At 40.7% G+C, this 20149-nt stretch carries 18 protein-coding genes; 14 read left to right on the top strand and 4 right to left on the bottom strand.

What is annotated here, in order from left to right:
* Positions 1-2 precede the first annotated feature (2 nt).
* Together BM176_RS06615 and BM176_RS06610 are read left to right on the top strand one after the other, a co-directional pair.
* On the top strand, positions 3-2234 hold the full coding sequence (locus BM176_RS06615) for a hypothetical protein (protein ID WP_090100788.1): 2232 nt from the start codon (positions 3-5) through the stop codon (positions 2232-2234).
* The gene (locus BM176_RS06610) at positions 2231-2788 is read left to right on the top strand and encodes a tail fiber protein (RefSeq protein ID WP_090100786.1); all 558 of its coding nucleotides are present in this window, start codon (positions 2231-2233) and stop codon (positions 2786-2788) included. Before BM176_RS06615 ends, BM176_RS06610 begins: the two co-directional genes overlap by 4 nt.
* Here the strand turns inward: BM176_RS06610 and BM176_RS06605 are convergent, their stop codons facing one another.
* Entirely contained in the window at positions 2789-3457 is a 669-nt protein-coding gene (locus BM176_RS06605; RefSeq protein ID WP_090100784.1) for a response regulator transcription factor, read from the bottom strand.
* Positions 3454-4233: a sensor histidine kinase gene (locus BM176_RS06600; protein ID WP_090100782.1), complete on the bottom strand. Its 780-nt coding sequence runs from the start codon at positions 4231-4233 to the stop codon at positions 3454-3456. The genes BM176_RS06605 and BM176_RS06600 overlap by 4 nt, the downstream gene beginning before the upstream one ends.
* A 230-nt stretch (positions 4234-4463) precedes the next feature.
* Between BM176_RS06600 and BM176_RS06595 the strand changes: the two genes are divergently transcribed.
* The 6 genes from BM176_RS06595 (at position 4464) to BM176_RS06570 (ending at position 8127) form a co-directional block, all read left to right on the top strand.
* Positions 4464-4910 carry a hypothetical protein gene (locus BM176_RS06595; protein WP_090100780.1) on the top strand — a complete coding sequence of 149 codons (447 nt, stop codon included), beginning with the start codon at positions 4464-4466 and terminating at the stop codon, positions 4908-4910.
* A gap of 10 nt (positions 4911-4920) precedes the next feature.
* The gene (locus tag BM176_RS32115) at positions 4921-5571 is read left to right on the top strand and encodes a hypothetical protein (RefSeq protein WP_143097736.1); all 651 of its coding nucleotides are present in this window, start codon (positions 4921-4923) and stop codon (positions 5569-5571) included.
* A 48-nt stretch (positions 5572-5619) separates the two neighbouring features.
* The gene (locus BM176_RS06585) at positions 5620-5955 is read left to right on the top strand and encodes a tRNA-binding protein (RefSeq protein ID WP_090100776.1); all 336 of its coding nucleotides are present in this window, start codon (positions 5620-5622) and stop codon (positions 5953-5955) included.
* 23 nt (positions 5956-5978) lie between these two features.
* Complete coding sequence (locus BM176_RS06580; RefSeq protein ID WP_090100774.1) at positions 5979-6764, top strand: patatin-like phospholipase family protein; 786 nt, start codon at positions 5979-5981, stop codon at positions 6762-6764.
* Between the two features lie 4 nt (positions 6765-6768).
* On the top strand, positions 6769-7302 hold the full coding sequence (locus BM176_RS06575; protein ID WP_090100772.1) for a hypothetical protein: 534 nt from the start codon (positions 6769-6771) through the stop codon (positions 7300-7302).
* Positions 7303-7389: 87 nt separating this feature from the next.
* Positions 7390-8127, top strand: a complete 738-nt coding sequence (locus BM176_RS06570) for a hypothetical protein (RefSeq protein ID WP_090100770.1) — start codon at positions 7390-7392, stop codon at positions 8125-8127.
* Positions 8128-8181: 54 nt separating this feature from the next.
* On the opposite strand, the gene BM176_RS06565 is transcribed toward BM176_RS06570, so the two are convergent.
* On the bottom strand, positions 8182-10224 hold the full coding sequence (locus BM176_RS06565; protein WP_090100767.1) for a beta-L-arabinofuranosidase domain-containing protein: 2043 nt from the start codon (positions 10222-10224) through the stop codon (positions 8182-8184).
* An 80-nt stretch (positions 10225-10304) separates the two neighbouring features.
* Here BM176_RS06565 and BM176_RS06560 point away from each other — a divergent pair, with 80 nt between their 5' ends.
* Together BM176_RS06560 and BM176_RS06555 are read left to right on the top strand one after the other, a co-directional pair.
* Positions 10305-11207: a class I SAM-dependent methyltransferase gene (locus BM176_RS06560; RefSeq protein ID WP_255373452.1), complete on the top strand. Its 903-nt coding sequence runs from the start codon at positions 10305-10307 to the stop codon at positions 11205-11207.
* A gap of 76 nt (positions 11208-11283) precedes the next feature.
* Positions 11284-12132 carry a universal stress protein gene (locus BM176_RS06555; RefSeq protein WP_090100766.1) on the top strand — a complete coding sequence of 283 codons (849 nt, stop codon included), beginning with the start codon at positions 11284-11286 and terminating at the stop codon, positions 12130-12132.
* A gap of 27 nt (positions 12133-12159) precedes the next feature.
* Here BM176_RS06555 and BM176_RS06550 read toward each other — a convergent pair whose 3' ends face one another.
* Positions 12160-13089 (bottom strand): gliding motility protein GldB-related protein, encoded by a 930-nt coding sequence (locus BM176_RS06550; RefSeq protein WP_090100764.1) that lies wholly within the window; start codon positions 13087-13089, stop codon positions 12160-12162.
* Between the two features lie 287 nt (positions 13090-13376).
* Between BM176_RS06550 and BM176_RS06545 the strand changes: the two genes are divergently transcribed.
* The 4 genes from BM176_RS06545 to BM176_RS06530 all read left to right on the top strand — a co-directional run bounded on the left by BM176_RS06545 (position 13377) and on the right by BM176_RS06530 (position 20140).
* Positions 13377-14240 carry an EamA family transporter gene (locus BM176_RS06545; RefSeq protein WP_090100762.1) on the top strand — a complete coding sequence of 288 codons (864 nt, stop codon included), beginning with the start codon at positions 13377-13379 and terminating at the stop codon, positions 14238-14240.
* A gap of 254 nt (positions 14241-14494) precedes the next feature.
* Complete coding sequence (locus BM176_RS06540; protein WP_090100760.1) at positions 14495-14932, top strand: GNAT family N-acetyltransferase; 438 nt, start codon at positions 14495-14497, stop codon at positions 14930-14932.
* A gap of 317 nt (positions 14933-15249) precedes the next feature.
* On the top strand, positions 15250-16209 hold the full coding sequence (locus tag BM176_RS06535) for an FHA domain-containing protein (RefSeq protein ID WP_090100758.1): 960 nt from the start codon (positions 15250-15252) through the stop codon (positions 16207-16209).
* A 34-nt stretch (positions 16210-16243) separates the two neighbouring features.
* Positions 16244-20140, top strand: coding sequence for a TOMM system kinase/cyclase fusion protein (locus BM176_RS06530; protein WP_090100756.1), 3897 nt, complete (start codon positions 16244-16246; stop codon positions 20138-20140).
* Positions 20141-20149: the final 9 nt, after the last annotated feature.

Raw genomic sequence — 20149 nt, 5'->3', positions numbered from 1 at the left:
GAATGTTACCTCCATTTAAACATACAATTTCAGATACTATTTATGTAGATAAAGCAGGCTTTACATTCCGGCTGAAAATAGATGCCAATGAGAATGTACAGGAAGTAGAAGTATACTTTTTCCTTTTCAGACCTGATGAAGAACCTGTTTTCAGAAAGATTGATCCTATCATAAACTTTGATCTTAAAAGTGATAATATCAATCACCCATATACGGCGTCCGGTTCATTATTGTTGCAATATGATAATCAAAACCGGATCAATAAGATCTGGGGACTTTTTAGATATGGTAATGAAGTAATGCATGATTATAATAACGAAATGTTAGCTATCCCTATTCCTATTGAACCTTTTCCGCCTTACCCTCCTTATCCTGATAATGATAATGAAGAGGTGATCATTGACAATATTAATTATTTCGATCTGTGTCATTTTAAGACGATCAGACCTCCAGCAGATCGTCCGGTAAGGGAAGTTCCTGAAAACTATGAAATAGTTCCTGATCATTCACTGCTCGCCGCTGCCAGTAATATTAGTGTTCCATCATCTGTAGCTTGCCTGGGTTATATCGGTCTGCTGGGTATTGGGGAACTCCTCGTGATTAAACAGTCTTTGCTCGGTTATGAAGAGGGCGACGTCGCATTTGTTGAGAATGTGATGATGTATCAGATTAAAACACATACAGATAAACAAGAGGAAGAGCAAAGGATCATCTACAAAGAGAATATTGATACAACGAGTAATGAGGAAGAGGAACTGATTAAATCCGAAGGCTATGATATAGGCCAGGAAATAGGAACACTGGCGGCAAGCGATAATGAAACTTTCTCGTACGATCCTAATATCACAAAAACATTCAGCAATACATCCGAAGTATTAACTGGTGGCTGGACATTAACGCTACCAACAAAAGATCTCGTAAATAACCTGCTCCTGTATGTTCGTAATCTTACCGGCCGGGCATCTCATCAACTGAAACAGAAGGTAAGCAGTCGTTACGAACGATCAGCGTTGATCCGTAAAACGAGTATTGATGTTAATAAAATTGACAACCGCGGCAACGATGCCAATATCCGTGGTATTTATCGCTGGGTTAATAAAGTGTTCAGTACTTCGCTGATCAATTACGGACGCAGAATTATTATTGAATTTGGTGTACCCGATCCGGCTGCATCTTTCAGGAACAGCGATAATTTATATAATATTCCTGCTCCACCTAAATCCCTGCCTCCTGCTTTCAGCTATGGAGACATCACCAGGGACAACTATCTGCAGTATGTATCGGATTACAATATTAAAGACTTTCCTCAGCCACCCGAAGCCAACAGGTCCGTACTGGTAACATTGCAGAACATGCCCCAACAGGCAAATACCTTTGTACGGATACCGGATGGATATGTTGCAGGAAAGGCAGTGATCAGTTATATATTCAGTGGAACAGAACTGATTGGAATGGTGGGTGATAGTTTCTTTTCCAATGCCAGTCCAACTGCTTTAGGAGACGCGCCTTCATCCCCTCCCATATTCCCTTCATCTATGAGCAAAGGTACAGAAGAGATCGTGTTAAATAATGTAGCTCCTATTGTACCGGTATCAGTAATGTGTAACGCCAATTTTTATACTGTTAATGTAGATGTAACCTGTAATTGTGCTCCTGATGTATATGAAAGATGGCAGGTGCAGTTCTTTCAGCTGGTAGTAATCACTTATGAAAAACTACGGGAAGAATATTTTAAGAAGAAAGATCTGAAAGAGATCTGGATGTTACAAAGAACGATTGAGAAAGGCGAACTAAAGAGAGGGTGTATGCAATTGCTCGCAACATATGGTAATATCCCCTGGAGTTTTTTTGAGCAGGCATTTGAATGGGATAAAATGACCTACACATTTTTTAAATATTGTGTGCAGCAGGAGTCTGGTCCTGAGTGGAATAATATCCATCAGGAGTTATACCGTGATCCGGAGTTTAATAAATTCCTGGAAGCAGAGTCCGCAAAAGTAGTGTTGGCGGTAAGAAGAGGTTATGAGATGCAGGTGTTAAACTTTTTATACAGGATCAATGCAGAGAAAACATCGCCTGTGAGTGAACAGTATTTAAACTATTGTTATGAAATAGAAAGAATGGAAGATCGTGAAGTCAGGATTGGAGAACCCTGGAATATTGTAGTCCCCACTTCAATGACTATATTACAAGACGGCCAGGATTTACCAATTTTTTTAAAACAGATAACATGATACCATCATTATTACCTTTTGGGACAATAATTGCTTTTGCAGGTGATATAGATCCTCAGACCTATATGTGTGGAGAATATAGCTTTGGCCCCGATGTAAGAAATAATTCCGGATGGGTTCTGTGTGACGGATCTGCAATTATGCAGTCAGTTTTCCCTGATCTGTTTAGAGTGATCGGCTATACATACGGGGGCAGCAATGGATCTTTTAATCTTCCGGATTATCGTGGTTATTTCCTCCGGGGGCTGGCAGTGAATGCTACACAGGATCCCGGTTACAATAATCGTACAGCACCTGCAAATGGTACTGCTGATGGCGTTGGGTCCACACAGTTATGTATGGTGCAGACCCATGAACATGATTATACGAATTATCCGGGAAACAATGCCGCCGGCGGAACTGGAGGTACAGCTTCACAGGTAACAAAAACACCCGCGGTTACTACCGGCCTTTATACTGATGATAGCGGGAAGACCGCTCTTTCGGGCGAAGAAACAAGGCCTAAAAATATTTATGTTAACTACATTATTTACGCAGGGCGATATGCTTTGTGATTACATTAGTTCCAATGTATAGATGCCATGTTTCACCGCAAACAGTACAAGACCAGCGGTATTACTGCAACCTGTTTTTAACAGGAGATTGTTACGATGGCCTTCTACTGTACGTATGCTCAGAAATAGTTTTTCAGCGATAGCCGTATTACTTAATTCACCGCATATTAATTTTAGTATTTCTGTTTCACGGTTTGTCAGTTCAACAGGTATGGCATTAATATTCCTGATGGGCTTTGAATTTTTCTTCGTGTTTTGTAAAGCATTGAACACGTCCTTACTCATATAAAATCCGCTCTTGTGCACACTATGGATTGCATTTGTAAATTCTTCCTTATCACAATTTTTTAGAAGATATGCAGCAGCCCCTGCACCGATCATAGTAGAGATAAGCCTTTCCTGTGCATGGACTGAAAGTATGATCACTTTCACTTGCGGATAGTTTGCCTGAAGCTGTTCATTTAACACAATGCCATTCATTTCAGGCATATCAATATCTATCAGGGCTATTTCAGGTAATAGTTTCGGGTCTTTTATTTTTTCCAGGAAGAGAGCCCCGTTAGCCGCGTCTGCCAGTATTTCCAGGGAGCTTTCCTGTTGCAATAAAGCGATAAGACTTTGTCTGAAAAGTGTGTGGTCATCGACAATACCGATTGTTATTTTATTCATAGTAATATTTTGAGGAGTATGTTTATACGAAATCCTTTACCCCTGCCTGTAGATATCCAGTGTGTTGCATCTATTATCTGCAGGCGGTTGGTAATATTGAATAATCCCATTCCTTTAGTGATATCCTCTTCATTATATCCGATACCATTATCAGCATATATTATACTGAGATGTTCCGGTGTGGCTCTGAAGGTTATATGAACGGTATTTGCAAAGGAATGCCGGAGTGTATTGGTCATAAGTTCTTCCAATACTCTATACATACCAAGCGATATAGAATGAGGAAGTGTTTCCAGTAATTCTTCTGCCTGGTTATCGATAATAACTTCCAGGGTTCCTGATTTGCATGCAATATCCGCCAGCTCTGTTATTGCTTCTGAAAGTCCGTACAGACTGAGGGTGGGAGGAGAAAGGTTATGTGCAATGTTGCGGGTATCTGTAATAACCTTATCTATAATATTTTTGCAATCCTGCTTAAATGAAGTCAGCATGAAGTCATCCCTGCTGTCAATAATTAGCCTCAGTGAAGAGAGTGCAGCACCAACACTGTCATGTAAATCTCCCCCGATACGTTTTCTCTCTTCTTCCTGCGATTCAAAAATGGTAAGCATTAATTTTTTCTGATGGGCTATCTCTGTCTGGTCCAGCATTTGTTTTTGCTTCAATATTTTATTATGATTGTACACATAGAGCAACAGGAATGAAATAACCAATATAAATGTACCTGTCATGGCAATAATAACCAGCACATAAATATTGTCAGTTACCTGTTGCATTGTGACGGGTTAAAAAAGGAAACATTACATGTCTTGTGAGGAATAATTCTAAAAATGGAATAGGATTGGTTAGTATTGCAATTTAATAATTTATCGCGATAAAAGGAATCTCCTGAATGGCATTGTAATACCGGGTGGTTTTTTCAGGAATTAATTAATATATTGCATTTAGTATATATACCCATTGGCAGATCCTGCCATTTACCAATTCTCTTAAAACCCACACCATTATGGAGAACAAACATGAACACCACGGCCACCATCACCACCATCATATAGATGGGAATACTATTTCCGAAATAGAGGCTATTGAGAGAACTACCGAGTGGCGGAAATTTATAAGAGACAATGTTCCCGATGAAATAGACGAATCAATGGTTCCCCGGGCCGTTTATATCTCGATGGATGATATTATGGCGCTTTATGAAAAACATAAAGATGACGCTAAAGGTGTTCGGGCTTATTTCACAAAGAAGGAGCAGGAGTTTATAGGGCCCGATCCTCTTTTACATAAAAAACCAGAGATAAGCGTAGTCCTCGTTCCCGTGAACCATAATGATGAGGATATGATATCCCCTGAATGTACGCTCGTTGCAGGGGAATCCAACATTTATGATTTTACAAAACCGTGCCCTGATTTATGTGATCTGAGTAGTCCCTTGTATGCATCAGAGTAAATAATAAATAATGCTTACGTTCAGATCATTTACCTCGTTATATACGGGGGAGATAGTGCCTGCAATAACATTTCTCCCAATTATTGCAGCAATATGGCAATACCGTGTCATTACCCGATCATTGAAGGCTATTCTGTTTTACCTTTGCGTAGCAGTTGTTTTTAACTATACTGCCACTATATTATCACATTCCAATAACTTACCCTTATTACATATTTATACAGTCGTTGAGTTCCTGTTATTGATACGTTTCTACTTTTACATGCTGCCAGGTGAACGTATGAAAAGATCAATGATCCTGATGAGTATTTTATTCCCGCTATGGGCTGTTATTAATAGTCTGGTAGTACAAAGTATTTATGGATTCAATTCTTATTCACGGGGAGTAGAAGCAGTGATCATGATTATCTTCGGAGTGATCTTTATCCGTCGTTCCGCTAACGATGACAACAATGAAGAATGGAACAGAATCCCGGAAAACTGGGTAAATGCTGGTATCCTGCTCTATTTTTCCGGAGCACTATCACAATTTGCATTTTCAAATATTGTAAGTGCCAATGCGCCGAACGTATTTAAAATGGTAATATGGGATATTCACGCAACGTTCGTATTAATTATGTATCTCCTGTTTACCGTCGCTTTCCTGAAGTGCAGACGTTAACTGTTTCATCAGATTGATAAAAAGCGCGATCTTTTTTAACTTTACTTTATGGAAACAATTACCTGGCAGGATTTTGAAAAAGTAGCCTTAACGGCCGGCACCATACTGGAAGCCGTTGATTTCCCGGAGGCCCGTAAACCGGCGTATAAAATATGTGTTGACTTTGGACAATACGGTATTAAATGGTCAAGCGCGCAGGTGACAAAACACTATACTAAAGAGGAACTGATTGGCCGGCAGATAGTGGGTGTGATCAACTTTCCCAAAAAGCAGATCGGCAGATTTATGTCGGAATTCCTGGTAACCGGTTTTGCCGACGAGAATGGGGACATTGTACTGACTGCCCTTGAAAGGCCGGTACCAAATGGTAGTCAGCTGATGTAACATTCTTTTTCTATATTAGCTTTATGGATCAATTAATTCCGCCTATGTCTATCCGCCGCCCATTTGTGTTATCCGGAGGAGGAGCCCGCGGTTATGCTCATTTGGGCGTATTAAAAGCCTTTGCCGAACAAGGCATTTTCCCTGAAGCGATTTCGGCTACCAGTGCCGGATCGATAGCTGCCGCCTTTATCTGCGATGGGTATAGCACCGATGAAGTGAGGGAGATCTTCAAGCAAAATAAACTGGGATTGTCCATGCAATGGAAAAACTGGAGTGCCGGTTTCTTATCATTAAAAAAGGTGGAGCAGGTGCTAAAACAAACATTGCGGCATACCACCTTTGAATCATTAGATCTTCCGTTATATATCACTGCCACTAATTTTATTAACGGGGAACAGGCCATCTTCCACAAAGGCGCTATCATTCCTGCCGTTCTTGCAGCATCCTCTATTCCCATGTTGTTCCCGCCGGTAGAAATTGATGGTATCCCGTATGTAGATGGCGGATTATCCGGTAACCTGCCTATTGAACCTTTGGTGGCTCAATACAAACATATTATAGGAGTGCATGTGAATCCGATTATACCTTATAATCCCGCAGGAGGATTTCTTGCGAATATAGACCGCACGCTGAATATGGCCATCAGTGAGCCGGTGTTAAAGAACAAACAGCTTTGCAGCCGTTTTGTGGAGCCCGACGGGCTGGGGCATTTCGGGATGTTTGACTTCAATCACCTGGAGCAGATTTATACTACAGGTCTTGAATATACACAAGCCTTATTAAAGCAATTTCCGGAGGAAATAAACTAACTATATGCCAGCATTACGTAAGCAGATGATCTGTTTTCTTATGATCTTCTTTTTCATACATCCTTCTATAGCACAGTCTAAAGAAGAAATGATCAAATCTGTAAGAACGGAATTCCAGGCTATTAATAGCGATACTACCTTAAAAAAGGTGATGCTTGAGAATGAAGATTTCTTAGGTACTATGACTGATGCCGGTAGTTTGCTAACAGGTTTTTATAAGGATAGAAAAATCAGGAAAATTGTACAGTGGGTTGGTCTTTCCAATGGAATTGAAGTACGGGAATATTACTTTAAAGATGGGAAAGTGATCTTTGTGTATGCGGAGTTTAAGTCATTTCCATATGATGAAAAACTGGGGGGGCTTAACTATATGAAAACGGAAATAACCTTTGAGGGGCGCTATTATTTCAATAATGACAAACTGTTTGATAGTGTAGTTGCCGGTGCCAGTGAGCTTGCCTCTGAGAATGATGGGGCCGCAAGGATCCTTTTAAATGAAGCATATGATGATCTGAGGTTGCTTAAAAAGAAAAAATGAACAAAATGAACACGATATAAAAAAATGGCTAGGAGTGAATAACAAAATATCCTGTACTTTAAGGTTATTCCACAACAAAATAGCCTCATGAGAACGCCCCATTTAATTTTATTTCTGTTCATTTTAACGACAGTTGGATGTATAAAGGATGAAGAACCCATACCAGATTACAGTGTGGATCAGTTATATGCCAACTCTATTGCAGATGCTATGGTGGCCGATAGTTCCGAAATAATAGACACTCTCCTGCCTATTATACCAACTAACAGTGCCTTACAATGGAAAAAGATCAAAGGGCAGTCGTATGTACTGATGGCTACATTTATGCGTTTCCCTTCCAGTTACCCGGAAGGAGATTCCATCACCACTAAATGGGGCGAATCCTGGTTGTTTATTCCATCACAGATGAGGAACCGGTTAGCTTTTACAGCCAGTTCCGATACAATTATGCGAATCTGCCAGTTGCTGGGGCTTCCTCCAGTAAACAGCAGTAGTAATACACATATCGCTGAAGTGTGGGTGAAAGCAGCACGCCTGCGCCGTCCTGCGGGAAGTCCTGATATTACAACTACCACCGCCAGTGCAGTATTAATGAGCGGGGTATCCGCCAGTTTCAGGAACTGGTTTAATAACTATATTGTTTATGCTTATTATCATTCATTACAGTCAGGGACGGACTTCCATTATCCCTGGACGCGTTTTGGGTATACTTATGACTGGGCACCGGATGCAAAAGAAGTGGGGTTAAGTGAATATGTATTACAATCTACTTCAGGATGCTGGGTAGAGAAGGTACGCACAGCACAAGAGTATTTTAAGAACTAAAGAAAGATATAAAATGAGAAAGCCTGCAAATGTTGAATTTGCAGGCTTTCTCATTTATTCTACTACAGGAAATGAAGATATTCTCAGCCGGGCGCCGCCCATAGGGATCAGTGTCAGTTCTGTAGCTGGTTCTGTTGTGTTAACGGGGCTCTGCGGCAATACTGCTGCCAGTCCGTACTGGTCTATACCCCAGCCTGTGATCTTTTTACCCTGTGCTTTAATAATGATGGGAGCCGTAGCATTTGTAAAGGGATCATTACCTGCCGGCCAGCTTTTCCTGATCACCTTAAATGAGCTGGCTGGATCTTTTTCATTGATGAGCAGCCCGTAGTTCCAGTCAGAGCCAGCTTTAATTTCAAAAGAAGGCCATTTGCGCGGGTCTGCACCTTCCTGCCAGCGGGAATCGCCGATAGCAGTTGCCTTACTGTCCTGCTGTATATAGTTTTCCTGGATAAGCAAAGAATAGGTCAGCGGTCCGTAATTGACACTGACGCTGTTTTTGTTCCTCTCCCATTTACGTACAGTCAGTTCCATCGGTAGTTGCAGAGAGATTTTATCGCCGTTCTTCCAGGTATTACTTATTTTGATATATCCATTGGTGTTACTTACCAATGCAATAACTTTTCCGTTTATTTTAAGAGCAGGATTTTTGCACCAGGAAGGTATCCGCAGGTATAATGGGAAGGATACCGTTTTTGGCGTACTGAGTGTTAGTTCTACCTGGTCATCAAAAGGATATTTTGTTTGCTGAGATAGTGTAACTACTGTACCATTGCCCACTTTGGCCTGCACTTCATTCTCGAAATAAAGTTGTGCCGCGATGCCATTATCTGGTGTAGCCATCCAGCTGTATTCTGAATAGTATACCCATCCGGCGGAGTGGTTATGCTGGCAACAGCGGCTGCTGAAAGGGTTCATCATGAGGAATGGTCCTTCGTTGGCAATACCGGGTGAGTGATTTTTGCTATCGCTTACAACCATATTCGGAGCCGTCAGGTAACGAAGTGCCCTGTAGTCAGGAGTGAATGCCGCAGAAAAGATATTGAATGCCACATCTTCTGCGTTATCTGCCCAGAAGGGATCGCCGGTAATACCAAGTAGCATATTGTCGGATGTGATCTGTTCTACTAATCCGCAGGTTTCTACTGCCTGTCGTGGATCGTCGTATCCTTCGCGGGCATTTTCATCTGCACCGAACATACCGCCGGGTACCTGTCCATATTTATTCCTGATGATTTTGAAATTATTATAGGTAGCATTTATATCAATGAGATTTCCACTTTGCTGATAGTATTGTGCAGGTTCCCTGAAACATTCCGCTACATTCACGTTATGCCAGTTGGGAAGGTTATTGGGCTGGCGCCAGTTGGCCGTGTTCTTATCTATTTTGGTGGCCAGATCCAGCAGGAATTTATCACCGGTATGATTATATAACCAGTATACGCTATACATGTTATCTCCACCGCGGCTGTTTTCCCAGTAGTCTTCGAGAAATTTGTCGTCAGGAATGGAGAGCTGCCATTTAAAGTATTTGGTCATCAATTTGATCACCCGTGGATCTTTAGAGTATTCGTAGTAAGATTGCAGGCACCAGAGCATGGGCATATTCGTCCACAGGTCTCTTTTACCTTCACCCTTTTCAACGTTAGGGCCAAAGTCGCCATTATTCCGCTGATTATTTAGTACTGCATTCAGCCAGAACTTTGCTTCTTTGATCATGTGGTCATTTTGCAGCACATAACCGATGTTAGCATACCCTTTCAGCCAGTAGGGCAGTTCTTCCCAGCCATATTTACCTTTTCCTTTTTTGTTGAGCCAGGCATTATCAGTTTTGGAAAGCCAGATGCTAATTTCTCCTAAATTACCGGTAAGGCCATCCCGTTGCATTTCAAGTGCTTTCCGGACCCACCCTTTAGGGGTTACGCTGGTGATTGGCAGCTTTGTAAAATATTCTTTTTGCAAAGGAGCCCTGTTTACAAGATAGAAACTGTTGGAGCCTGTGTTTGCTGTATGCTGTAAAACTTCGGCTTTCTGTGCGTGGAGCGACACAGATGCCACAAAGAAAAGTAACGTGGAGCTTAGAAATGTTCTTTTCATTATCTGGTTAATTATCTAAGGAAATATAAGGTAATAAATCTGATCAGGATATGGAAAATGTTTGGGCTTTAAATGGATAAGTGGTAGATCCCGACGCTATCCGAACGCAGCTGATTGTCATTTATGGAGATCAAACAAAAAAAACAATGAACCGTTTTAAAAAGAGCGTATTTTTAAAGGAAACAGCAACTATGCAACAACAATTTGCAGAAAAAAGAGCAGCAATGCCCGAGGGTACTAATAAAGTACTTGACAGAAGGTCGCTTGAAACTGACAATAAAAACCTGTTGAAGTATCTGAATAGCGGGAGTAGTGTATTGGATGTAGGTTGTGGTTCAGGTGCTATCACACGCGGCATAGCCGGAAGAGCGGGTAAAGTTACCGGTATTGATACCAGTGAAAGCCTGATAGCATTGGCGCGTAAGAATTATGGTGATATATCCAATCTGGAATTTCAGGTTGCAGACATTCATACTTTCGATACTACTGAACGGTATGATATTATTACTGCTGCAAGAGTACTGCAATGGCTTTCTGATCCTAAGGAAGCACTCCGGAAATTGAAACCATTACTGAAGGAAGGAGGGGTACTTGCCATACTTGATTATAATCACGAAAAGATCCAATGGCATCCTGCGCTGCCTGTTGAAATGCAAAAGTTTTATGATGCTTTTCTGCAATGGAGAAAAGATGCAGGATTTGATAATGCTATTGCAGACAACTTATCCCAGCTGTTCGCTAAACTGAATTTTAAAGATATTAACCTTGAAGTGCAGTTTGAACTTACACAGAAAAGGGATGCAGATTTTGCCAGTAAAGCCGGTATTTGGTCTGAAGTTGCTAAAACAAGGGGAAATCAGTTGGTAAAAGACAAATACATCACCGAAGAGGAAAGACTGGCTGCTATTGCTGCATATGATTCCTGGATCGCTAATGAGGGGCAGCTGATGCAGATGTACCTGTTGGCGGTAGAGGCAAAATGATGATTAACATCATATCCGGCATTATCGTTGTGGAGAATTGTTATATTAGTATAACAATGAACGAAAATCTGTAGTTATGAAAACGTTACTGATCCCCGTTGATTTTACCGATACTTCTGATAATGCAGTAACATTTGCCGCCGAATGGTGCCGCAGATATAAATATGAGCGTGTAATTCTGCTCAGAACCTTCTACGACAATGTATTTGATCATATTGTAATTTCTGCTGAGTATGCTCCTGTTAGCCAGGAATACAGGCAACAGGAACGGGAGGAAACGATAGAACGGCTGGAGGAATTGTCCGAACGGCTCAGTTCATCTTTAGGAGAGGGCGTTGAGGTATCTTCTGTGGTCAGTGAAATACCCTTGTTAAGGGCGATTCTGGGTGTGATAAAAGAGGAAAAGCCTGAAATGCTGCTGTTAGGCAGTGATAATTACAGTTATTCCAGCGGTAGCTTTATTGCAGGGAATGTAATTTCTATTGTAAAGGCCAGTCCTATAAGAGTATTGATAGTCCCTGCAGGATATACTTATAAACCTGTGGAAACTGCTCTGGTTCCCTGTGATTATAATACAATGGATGTGATGGATAAGTTCAACAAACTGGAAACCTCACCTTTGATTAGTGATACAAAATTGCTTGTCCTTAATGTAGATGCCAAAGAACGTTTTTTACATCCTGATGAAGCCTTCAACAAAAAAGAAAGCGCACTACACGAATATCTGAAGAATTTCAATCATGAACTGCACTATAGTAATGATAAAAATATCATCAATGGGATTCTTAATTTCACCCAAGCAAATGATGTACAACTCATTGTAGCATTACGTGGCAAGCGTAGTTTTTTATACTACTTAACGCATAAAAGTATTTCGGAAGGGATTTATCGGAATGCTAAAGAACCGGTACTGATCCTTAAATAAACTGTTACGGGAGCCTGAATTTTGAAACTACTGACATCCTCCATTATACCTACTTTCAAGTAATATCTTTTCGTATTGTCTGCTCTTCAGAATATCACGAAGTGCCTGTTGTTTATCTTTTTGTTTATCGTAATAAGCCTCACAGATTTTTGATCCGATGTAATAACCCAGGTCGGCCGGTTTACCTTTTATTGTGGCTCCATTATACAACCAGGGAGCATAATTGTTTGTAGAGAGATCGGTTTTGAATTGCTGCCATAACTCACACTGATGGGTGGCGCCATAGGCATGAACTTTCACATTGATATTGAATGATGATAATATCAGAGGAATAAAATCTGCTGCTCCTTCTTCAATTACACTAGATAATAGTGTTGCGCTATCAGCAGGATTTTGCTGGGTATGTATCAGTTCATGGGCCACAATGGAGGGGATTTCCATTGTGCCTATTACTTCTTTAATATAACCTTTGAGTTCACTGCGTTCTACTGTAGAATCAGCCGCCGCGATTTCGGAACCAATGATCAGGAATTTATCTGTAGCTGTACCAGCACTGGTGAGATAACCTACAACAAAACATACATCCGGTGCATGGAAGTCGGGGAGTATTTTCTGATAGTGGCTGAAGATTGTATCAATGCTGTTTTTATATTGTGATACCCTTGAAAGCGAAGGACGCACTGATTTCCAGAATTTTGGCCGTCGGCCAAAGGATGCCACATAATTTTCTGCTGTAATAGTTTTAAGCCTGATAAACTCCTGCAAACCGGTTGATCCGATATCAATATAATTTTGCTGGATAATAGCAACACTATCGGTCTTGGTATGTACTGTTTGCAGCAGATCGTAAGCCTTCCAGAAATGATCCACATCACTGGTAATAATATGATAACCAGTCTGTGCATTGGCCGTTATGGAAAGCACTATCAACAGTATAACAGGGTATATTTTTTTCATGATGACGATGAGGTGAGCAATAAATTAGTTGGCAGTATAAGATACATTTTTTCTTTTTATCTGTTAAATAAATGGTTTTAGTAATAGATGGGAACAGTATCTTTTAAAATCTTATCTTTAGCATCAAGTATAATAAATACAAGCCATGAACTTCATTTTATTCTCCAATACTCCTCCGCCACCCGTTGTCTTACTGGCAATATAACGGGAACTAAATTCACTGGTTATACCTGCCGGTAACTAATAAGAATTTCTCTGTCATCTATTAGTTAAACAACGTATAATCAATGATTAAGTATATTATTATGGTCTTTGCCGGAGCATGCAGTTTCGGCATCCTGTCAACCTTTGTCAAATTGGCTTACCATGAAGGGTATTCTACTGCGGAAATAACCTTCTCACAGGCTCTTATTGGTATGCTGGTCTTGTGGTTACTGAATTGCTTTCAGCGCAAATCTAACCAGCCCCGCATCAATGGGAAGACGTGGTTATCTCTTTTACTAACTGGTGCGGCTATAGGGTTGACTACTTTTGTTTATTACGTGTCTGTCCACTACATCCCGGCATCCCTCGCCATCGTTATACTGATGCAGTTTACCTGGATGGGAGCATTACTTGAATGGATTTTCTTCAAAAAGAAACCAGGCTGGATCCAGGTATTTATCATGCTGGTGATTATAGGTGCAACTGTAATGGCCAGTGGCCTTATTAACGCACCGGTTTCTTTAACAGGAATCCTGTATGCGTTGGGTTCAGCATTTCTGTATGCTATTTATATTGTAATCAACAGCCGGACAATAGAACACATTTCTCCTTTACGGAAGAGTGCTATTATTATGACTGGCTCTACACTTATAATCTTAGTTGTGAATATGCACGTATTATTGTCAAACAATCACTTTGACTGGAACTTACTAAGATGGGCATTATTCTTCGGCTTGTTTGGTACTATCATTCCACAGGCATTGTTTGCCAGGGGTATTCCAAAAGTAGGTGCTGGTATCAGTGCAATTATTATGACGGTAGAACTTCCGGTAGCTGTAATCACAGCACATGTTGTACTAAAAGAGCCGGTAGGTTTAATACAGTGGGCCGGTATTATGATAATGCTGTCGGCTATAGTATTAATGAATATCCGGGCGTTAAAGTAGAATATCGAAGAGCTGTTGCTTAAATGAAGTAAAAGAATGAGGCGTATCATCCCTTTGATACGCCTCATTTCAGTACTGGTCTGTAAGTTTTTTCAGTCAATATATTTAAACTGTTTCAGTATGTTCAAAGTGATGATCTGTTTCATTTGTTTGCTGATTCTTGAATACAATTATATCACTGGAAACTATCGATTAGTAAAAAGTAAAATTCTGTGTATATTTAATACGCAACCATTCCTATAAAACAGGGTAATATGTCAACAACCATCAGGAGAGCTACAGAACATGATTTTCCAGCCATACTTTCTTTAATAAAAGAGTTTTCCGAATTTCAGAAAACGCCGGACAAGGTGAAGATTACCTTGGAACAGATGGTAGCTGAAAAAGATTATTTCCGCGCATTCGTGGTAGAATCCAATGCTGACATTATAGGATTTGCCACCTTCTTTTTCACCTATTATTCATGGAGCGGGAAGGCTTTATATCTTGATGACCTGTATATCACCTCCGCCTTCAGGGAGCAAGGCATCGGTAAGCAATTACTGGATACCATTATTCAGCTGGCTAAAAATGAACAATGTAAAAAGGTACGGTGGCAGGTATCGGGCTGGAATGCAAATGCTATCAGCTTTTATAAAAAGATGGGAGCCATCATTGATGACACAGAGATTAACTGTGATCTGCCTCTCTGATAATTTATTATCCTTTATAGCCGTGAGTTTACCCTCAATTTTCCCTCTTCCAGACACTTAAAAAAGAAAAAACCTGAATATTGATTACTTTTGAGATATACTACATTCTATTCAGGGCAATAATGTTGTTGTGTTTTTGTCAGATAAAATAGTAACCATACCCGGTAATAAAGAAGAATCCCTTATTGAAAAGCCAATTTTGTCAGAGAACCATTTTCCTAATTCAATGATTGAATCCCATGGATCCATCCTGCATTTTGGCATAAACCCGTTTTCAAAGTATTGAAAATTAAACGACCCGCTATAAACCATTACCAATGGCAAGTATAATTAATTCTGTCACAAAAGAACTGGTTATCCTGACCCCCCATTATGTGTTTGGAAGAAACCCGGCTATTGCAAACACTCATTTGCCTCAGGTTGATATATCCCAGTTTCATTCTTCTGTATTCTGGGCCAGAGATGGCTGGTATCTCAGGGATCATAGCCGGAATGGTACACTTATCGATGGTGAACTTATCCGTCAGTCTACCAGGAAACTGATTAAAAAGCATACCATACAATTCGGCAGTGATGAAAGTACACGATGGCAAGTTCTGGACCTGGAACCTCCAGGCCCTTATCTGAAATCTATTAAAAGGAAAGATGAAATTATTAAACTGTCACTTGTAACAGAGCTCTGTAACCATGATCAGCATGAAGCAGCCATTTACTACATACCTGAAAAAGGGTGGGTCTTTGAAAGAGAGGGGGCTACTTCCAGTTTATCTAACGGAAGTAAAATTATATTTCAGGACGATGAATGGGAGTTTGTGGCCAACGGAGATATTGAAGAAACAATAGACCTTGGAAATATCGTGAGCCAGGCTTATTTTCTTTTTCAACTGAGCCATGATGAAGAACATATAAGGCTGCAACTTGTAGTGTCTGATGAGCAGGTAATAGACCTGGGGAGCCGTTCACATAATTATCTGTTACTGGCACTTAGCCGCACGCGCCTGTCGGATCAACTATTGGAAATCGCCCCTGAAGAGCAGGGCTGGATGCAGGTTGGCAAGCTAGTAAAAGATTTATCCAGGGAAATGAGAAAGGACATTGATATGTATTTTTTGAACCTACAGATCTTCCGGTTGCGAAAACAACTTTCTGAAACGCTCTCTTTTGGATATGCATTTGCGAATGTTATTGAAAGACGTTCCGGGGAAATACGCTTAGGACATCCTTTCTTTTGTATTAAAAAGGGCGAACAAAATCTTGGAGCCATATTGCCGGAATAAATTTCTGTTTTGAAAGTTAAATAAGCATTACCCTATGAAACCCGATCCACGGATTAATGAATTCCCTCACCTGAATAATTACTGGATCCTTGAAATACTTGGAGAAGGGACCTTCGGCCAGGTATATAAAGCGGTACAGATTGCGACCAACCAGTATGTTGCCATTAAAGTGCTCAAATGTGATCACCTGCAGGGGAAACAACAGATTGCCAGGTTTGAACGTGAAGTGCAGATCTGTGCTGAAATCAGCCATCCATACATAGTAAAGCTGTTAGATAAAGGTTATACATCAGACAATATACCTTTTGTTGTTTTTGAATATTTATCTGGAGTTACCCTTAAGAAACTGATCCTTCAGGAAGGAGCTGTGAGTTTTCACGATACGAAAGAATTAATGGGGCAGGTACTGGATGCATTGTCGTGTGCACATGATAAAGGAATTGTACACCGAGATCTGAAGCCGGAGAATATCATGGTAACGAAAACAGGTACCAGGGCATATGTGAAAATACTGGATTTCGGCATTGGTGCTTTTACTCAGGATACCATCCTTAACCATGATGCAGCAGGTACACCTGCTTATGCAGCTCCCGAGCAATTGAGAGGAGAACCTCCTACTACACGATCTGATCTCTATGCCTGGGGACTTTTATTGATAGAGTGCATTACAGGGAAACCTGCTATCCGGGGAAAATCAGTCGCTGATATTTATTATCAGCAACTCAATACATCTGTTATTCCAATTCCCTCGTTTATGGAAGGTCATCCACTACATGATTTATTACTGCGGGTACTGGATAAAAAGGCAGAAACAAGGATAGCCGATGCACACGTATTATTCCATGATTATAATAATATAGATTTTACTACACTGACAGTAAATAAATCTGAATATAATCATCCCGGATTCTCCGGAAATGATACGGTGGATAATGCGCTAGCCTGGAATTATGAAAGAAGGGAAAAAAGACAAATTACAACCCTTTGTATAAAAATAAATATTCAGGTAACAGAAGCTGTGGAAATAGATGAGGAAACGCTGGAAGAAATACAGCGCGATCAGATAAATACCTGTACTGATATCGCATTACGTTTCGGGGGATATGTAAAAGGGATTTTTGCGGATCATATCATGATTTATTTCGGATATCCGCATATAAGTGACAGCGACGCAAGACTTGCCAGCAGAGCCGCGTTGGAAATTCTTACCCGTATACAGCAACGTAGTGCGAGGTTCTATAAACAACTGAGGATTTACCTGGATATACGCCTGGCCATTCATTCCGGAATGATTATTTCCCGGCAGAATAAGGTGCCGGATGGTATCACTGCGAATATCGCTTTTAACTTACTGCAGCATACTTTTTCCCAGCGCGTACTGATCACAGAAGCCGCCCGGCAACTGCTGGAGGCATATGTAGAATTCGAAAAATATAAAAGCATACAGTTCCCGGATATGCTTCAGGAAATGGAAACATTTCACATATTAAGAGAGCGCCCTGTTGAAGCATTTTCTCAGTTAAGATCTGCCGGGATTAATAGAAAAATGCATGGAAGAGATGAGGTATTAGCTACTATTACGCAACACTATGAAAAGGTGGATAGCGGAAATGGACGGGTAATACTGGTAAGAGGTGAGGCCGGAATTGGTAAATCTAAATTGTTGTATGAGACGAAAAAAGCTATTAAAACCAATGCGCTAATAGAACTTCGTTGTCTTCCGGAATACAGGAATATAGTATTACAACCTGTTTTTGAAATCATCAGGCAATACTACGGGTTGCACTCCACAACCACCCCGGAAACCTCCATACTTTTACTGGAACAGATGCTGTCCGGAGCCGGATGTGAGGTGAATAATGTGCTGCCTGTTCTTCTCTCCTGGCTTGACATACCCTTTAATGAAAAGTATCCTGCTTCACAAGTCAGTCCTTTTGAGCAAAGAACAATCCTGTTTAATGCTTTGAAAAAATGTATTGTGAAAATAGCGGACACCAGAAAATATGTACTGATCATAGAAGATTTGCACTGGCTGGATCCAAGTAGCAGGGAGTTCCTATCAGAGATGATTGCCAGCACAGATAAAAACAATTTTCTTTTTCTCTTTTCAGCAAGACCGGACTTTATTCCGGAATGGGCAGATCATTCTTTTTCTCTTATAGAGCTGGAACCATTGGATAAAGTAATGTCCAGAGGGATAATTGAAGAACTGCTTGGTAATAAAACAATTGAGCAAAAGTCGCTCGGATATATCGTTGATCATACAGATGGTATTCCGTTTTTTATTGAGCAGCTGACTATGATGCTATCAGTTAAGGGAAGGCTTGTGTTTGAGAACAATGTTTATAAACTCGATGATAATAAGCAGCAATTACCTGTACCAGCTACATTAAAAGAACTTTTAAATGCAAGGCTGGATGATATGGGGCTTGCAAAAGAAACTGCCCAACTGGCGGCTACCATAGGCCGCGAATTTCAATATCAGCTTTTAATGCAGATTTCAGTAAGAGAAGAAGAAAGTGTGCAGGCTGATCTTGAAGAATTAGTAAATGCGGATATCATCTATCCAATAAGAACGGAGAACGGTTTAGTCTATGTATTCCGCCATGCTTTATTTTGTGAGGTCACTTATAACAGTCAGGTTACGGTAGCCCGCACACAGGTACATGGGCGAATTGCGGAAGTGCTGACAAGTATCCTGTCCGGCAATACACATGTAAATGCTTATGATGCTGAAAGGCTTGCCAGGCATTTGCATGGAGCAGATAGAATAGCACCGGCGGTTGACTGGCTCCTGAAAAGTATGAACTTACTGGTAAAGACCTCTGCCAACAGGGAATGTATGGCTTTATGTTACCAGGCATTGAAGTGGGTATATGAATTGCCGGAAACACCAGAGCGGAATAATACGGAATTTTCTATCAGGCAGATCCTGCTTTCCAATCTGATTGTAGTCGAAAGTTTTGGGTCCGACGCTGTTATCAGGCAACTCGATTTTATGCACAAACTGCATAATAATATGGATGTGCAGGAAAGCTTCTTTCCAAGCATGTTTCTTTATAGTACCTATTACGCAATGCGGGGGGATTGGAAGATGGCCACTCAGATTGCACGTCAATTATATCAACAGGCCGCCGGACTTCACAATACAAAGTTCATTATTGTATCTTCTGTTTTCCTCGGTTTACAGCTTTTTAATGATGCAAAATTTATAGAAGCTGCAGCAATACTTGAAGAAGCACTGGCGCTGTATGATCCTGTGCTTCATGATCATTTGGCTTATGAATTTGGTTTGGATCAGGAGGTACTGGGTGCGGGAGCGTTGGCAAGTATTTATGTATTTCTGGGGAGAGAAAAAGAAGTCCCTCTGCTCGAAAAAAGAATTACTGAAAAAGTAGCACGCATTGATCATCCGCACACAAGCGCATCGATGTACCTGGGCCTGAGTTGTGTATATTTTTATTTAGGAAATAAAGCACTGGTAGAAAAATTCAGTGGAGCACTTTTACAACTGAATGCACAAACTGAGCTCAACATGTTTGGGCATTATGCTGCTATTTTTCACGCCTGGTCACTAGACGATCTTACTGCCGCAACAAAAGCACTGGAAGAAGAAACTGCAAGCGGTATACAATCTATGCGAAGCTTTTGGCATGCCATCATTGCCGGGATGGAAATCGAAGCAGGGTATTATGAAGTAGCAAAGGACAGATTGTTCAATTGTTTGTCTTATCTGGGAAGTTCAGATGGAGCACTTTATGCCGCAGAAATATATCGTATGCTCAGTACCGTATTTATGTCAGAGCAAGAATATGAAACCGCCTTAAAACATGTAAACACTGCAAAGAAAATAGCGCATGAACAAAATGCTGTCCTGATTGAGCGTCGGATAATTCCACTCATTGTCAGAATGGAGAATAATATTTTATAACCATTCAAT

Origin of the sequence: Chitinophaga sp. CF118, from assembly GCF_900112615.1 — a bacterium.
Taxonomy (GTDB): Bacteria; Bacteroidota; Bacteroidia; order Chitinophagales; family Chitinophagaceae; genus Chitinophaga.
Note: the sequence above shows the minus strand (reverse complement) of the source record. Positions and strands in the feature narration are given on the sequence as shown.

Coding starts and splice junctions, on each gene's coding strand:
- BM176_RS06615 (WP_090100788.1), top strand. CDS start 3: ATGTTACCTCCATTTAAACATACAATTTCAGATACTATTTATGTAGAT.
- BM176_RS06610 (WP_090100786.1), top strand. CDS start 2,231: ATGATACCATCATTATTACCTTTTGGGACAATAATTGCTTTTGCAGGT.
- BM176_RS06605 (WP_090100784.1), bottom strand. CDS start 3,457: ATGAATAAAATAACAATCGGTATTGTCGATGACCACACACTTTTCAGA.
- BM176_RS06600 (WP_090100782.1), bottom strand. CDS start 4,233: ATGCAACAGGTAACTGACAATATTTATGTGCTGGTTATTATTGCCATG.
- BM176_RS06595 (WP_090100780.1), top strand. CDS start 4,464: ATGGAGAACAAACATGAACACCACGGCCACCATCACCACCATCATATA.
- BM176_RS32115 (WP_143097736.1), top strand. CDS start 4,921: ATGCTTACGTTCAGATCATTTACCTCGTTATATACGGGGGAGATAGTG.
- BM176_RS06585 (WP_090100776.1), top strand. CDS start 5,620: ATGGAAACAATTACCTGGCAGGATTTTGAAAAAGTAGCCTTAACGGCC.
- BM176_RS06580 (WP_090100774.1), top strand. CDS start 5,979: ATGGATCAATTAATTCCGCCTATGTCTATCCGCCGCCCATTTGTGTTA.
- BM176_RS06575 (WP_090100772.1), top strand. CDS start 6,769: ATGCCAGCATTACGTAAGCAGATGATCTGTTTTCTTATGATCTTCTTT.
- BM176_RS06570 (WP_090100770.1), top strand. CDS start 7,390: ATGAGAACGCCCCATTTAATTTTATTTCTGTTCATTTTAACGACAGTT.
- BM176_RS06565 (WP_090100767.1), bottom strand. CDS start 10,224: ATGAAAAGAACATTTCTAAGCTCCACGTTACTTTTCTTTGTGGCATCT.
- BM176_RS06555 (WP_090100766.1), top strand. CDS start 11,284: ATGAAAACGTTACTGATCCCCGTTGATTTTACCGATACTTCTGATAAT.
- BM176_RS06550 (WP_090100764.1), bottom strand. CDS start 13,089: ATGAAAAAAATATACCCTGTTATACTGTTGATAGTGCTTTCCATAACG.
- BM176_RS06545 (WP_090100762.1), top strand. CDS start 13,377: ATGATTAAGTATATTATTATGGTCTTTGCCGGAGCATGCAGTTTCGGC.
- BM176_RS06540 (WP_090100760.1), top strand. CDS start 14,495: ATGTCAACAACCATCAGGAGAGCTACAGAACATGATTTTCCAGCCATA.
- BM176_RS06535 (WP_090100758.1), top strand. CDS start 15,250: ATGGCAAGTATAATTAATTCTGTCACAAAAGAACTGGTTATCCTGACC.
- BM176_RS06530 (WP_090100756.1), top strand. CDS start 16,244: ATGAAACCCGATCCACGGATTAATGAATTCCCTCACCTGAATAATTAC.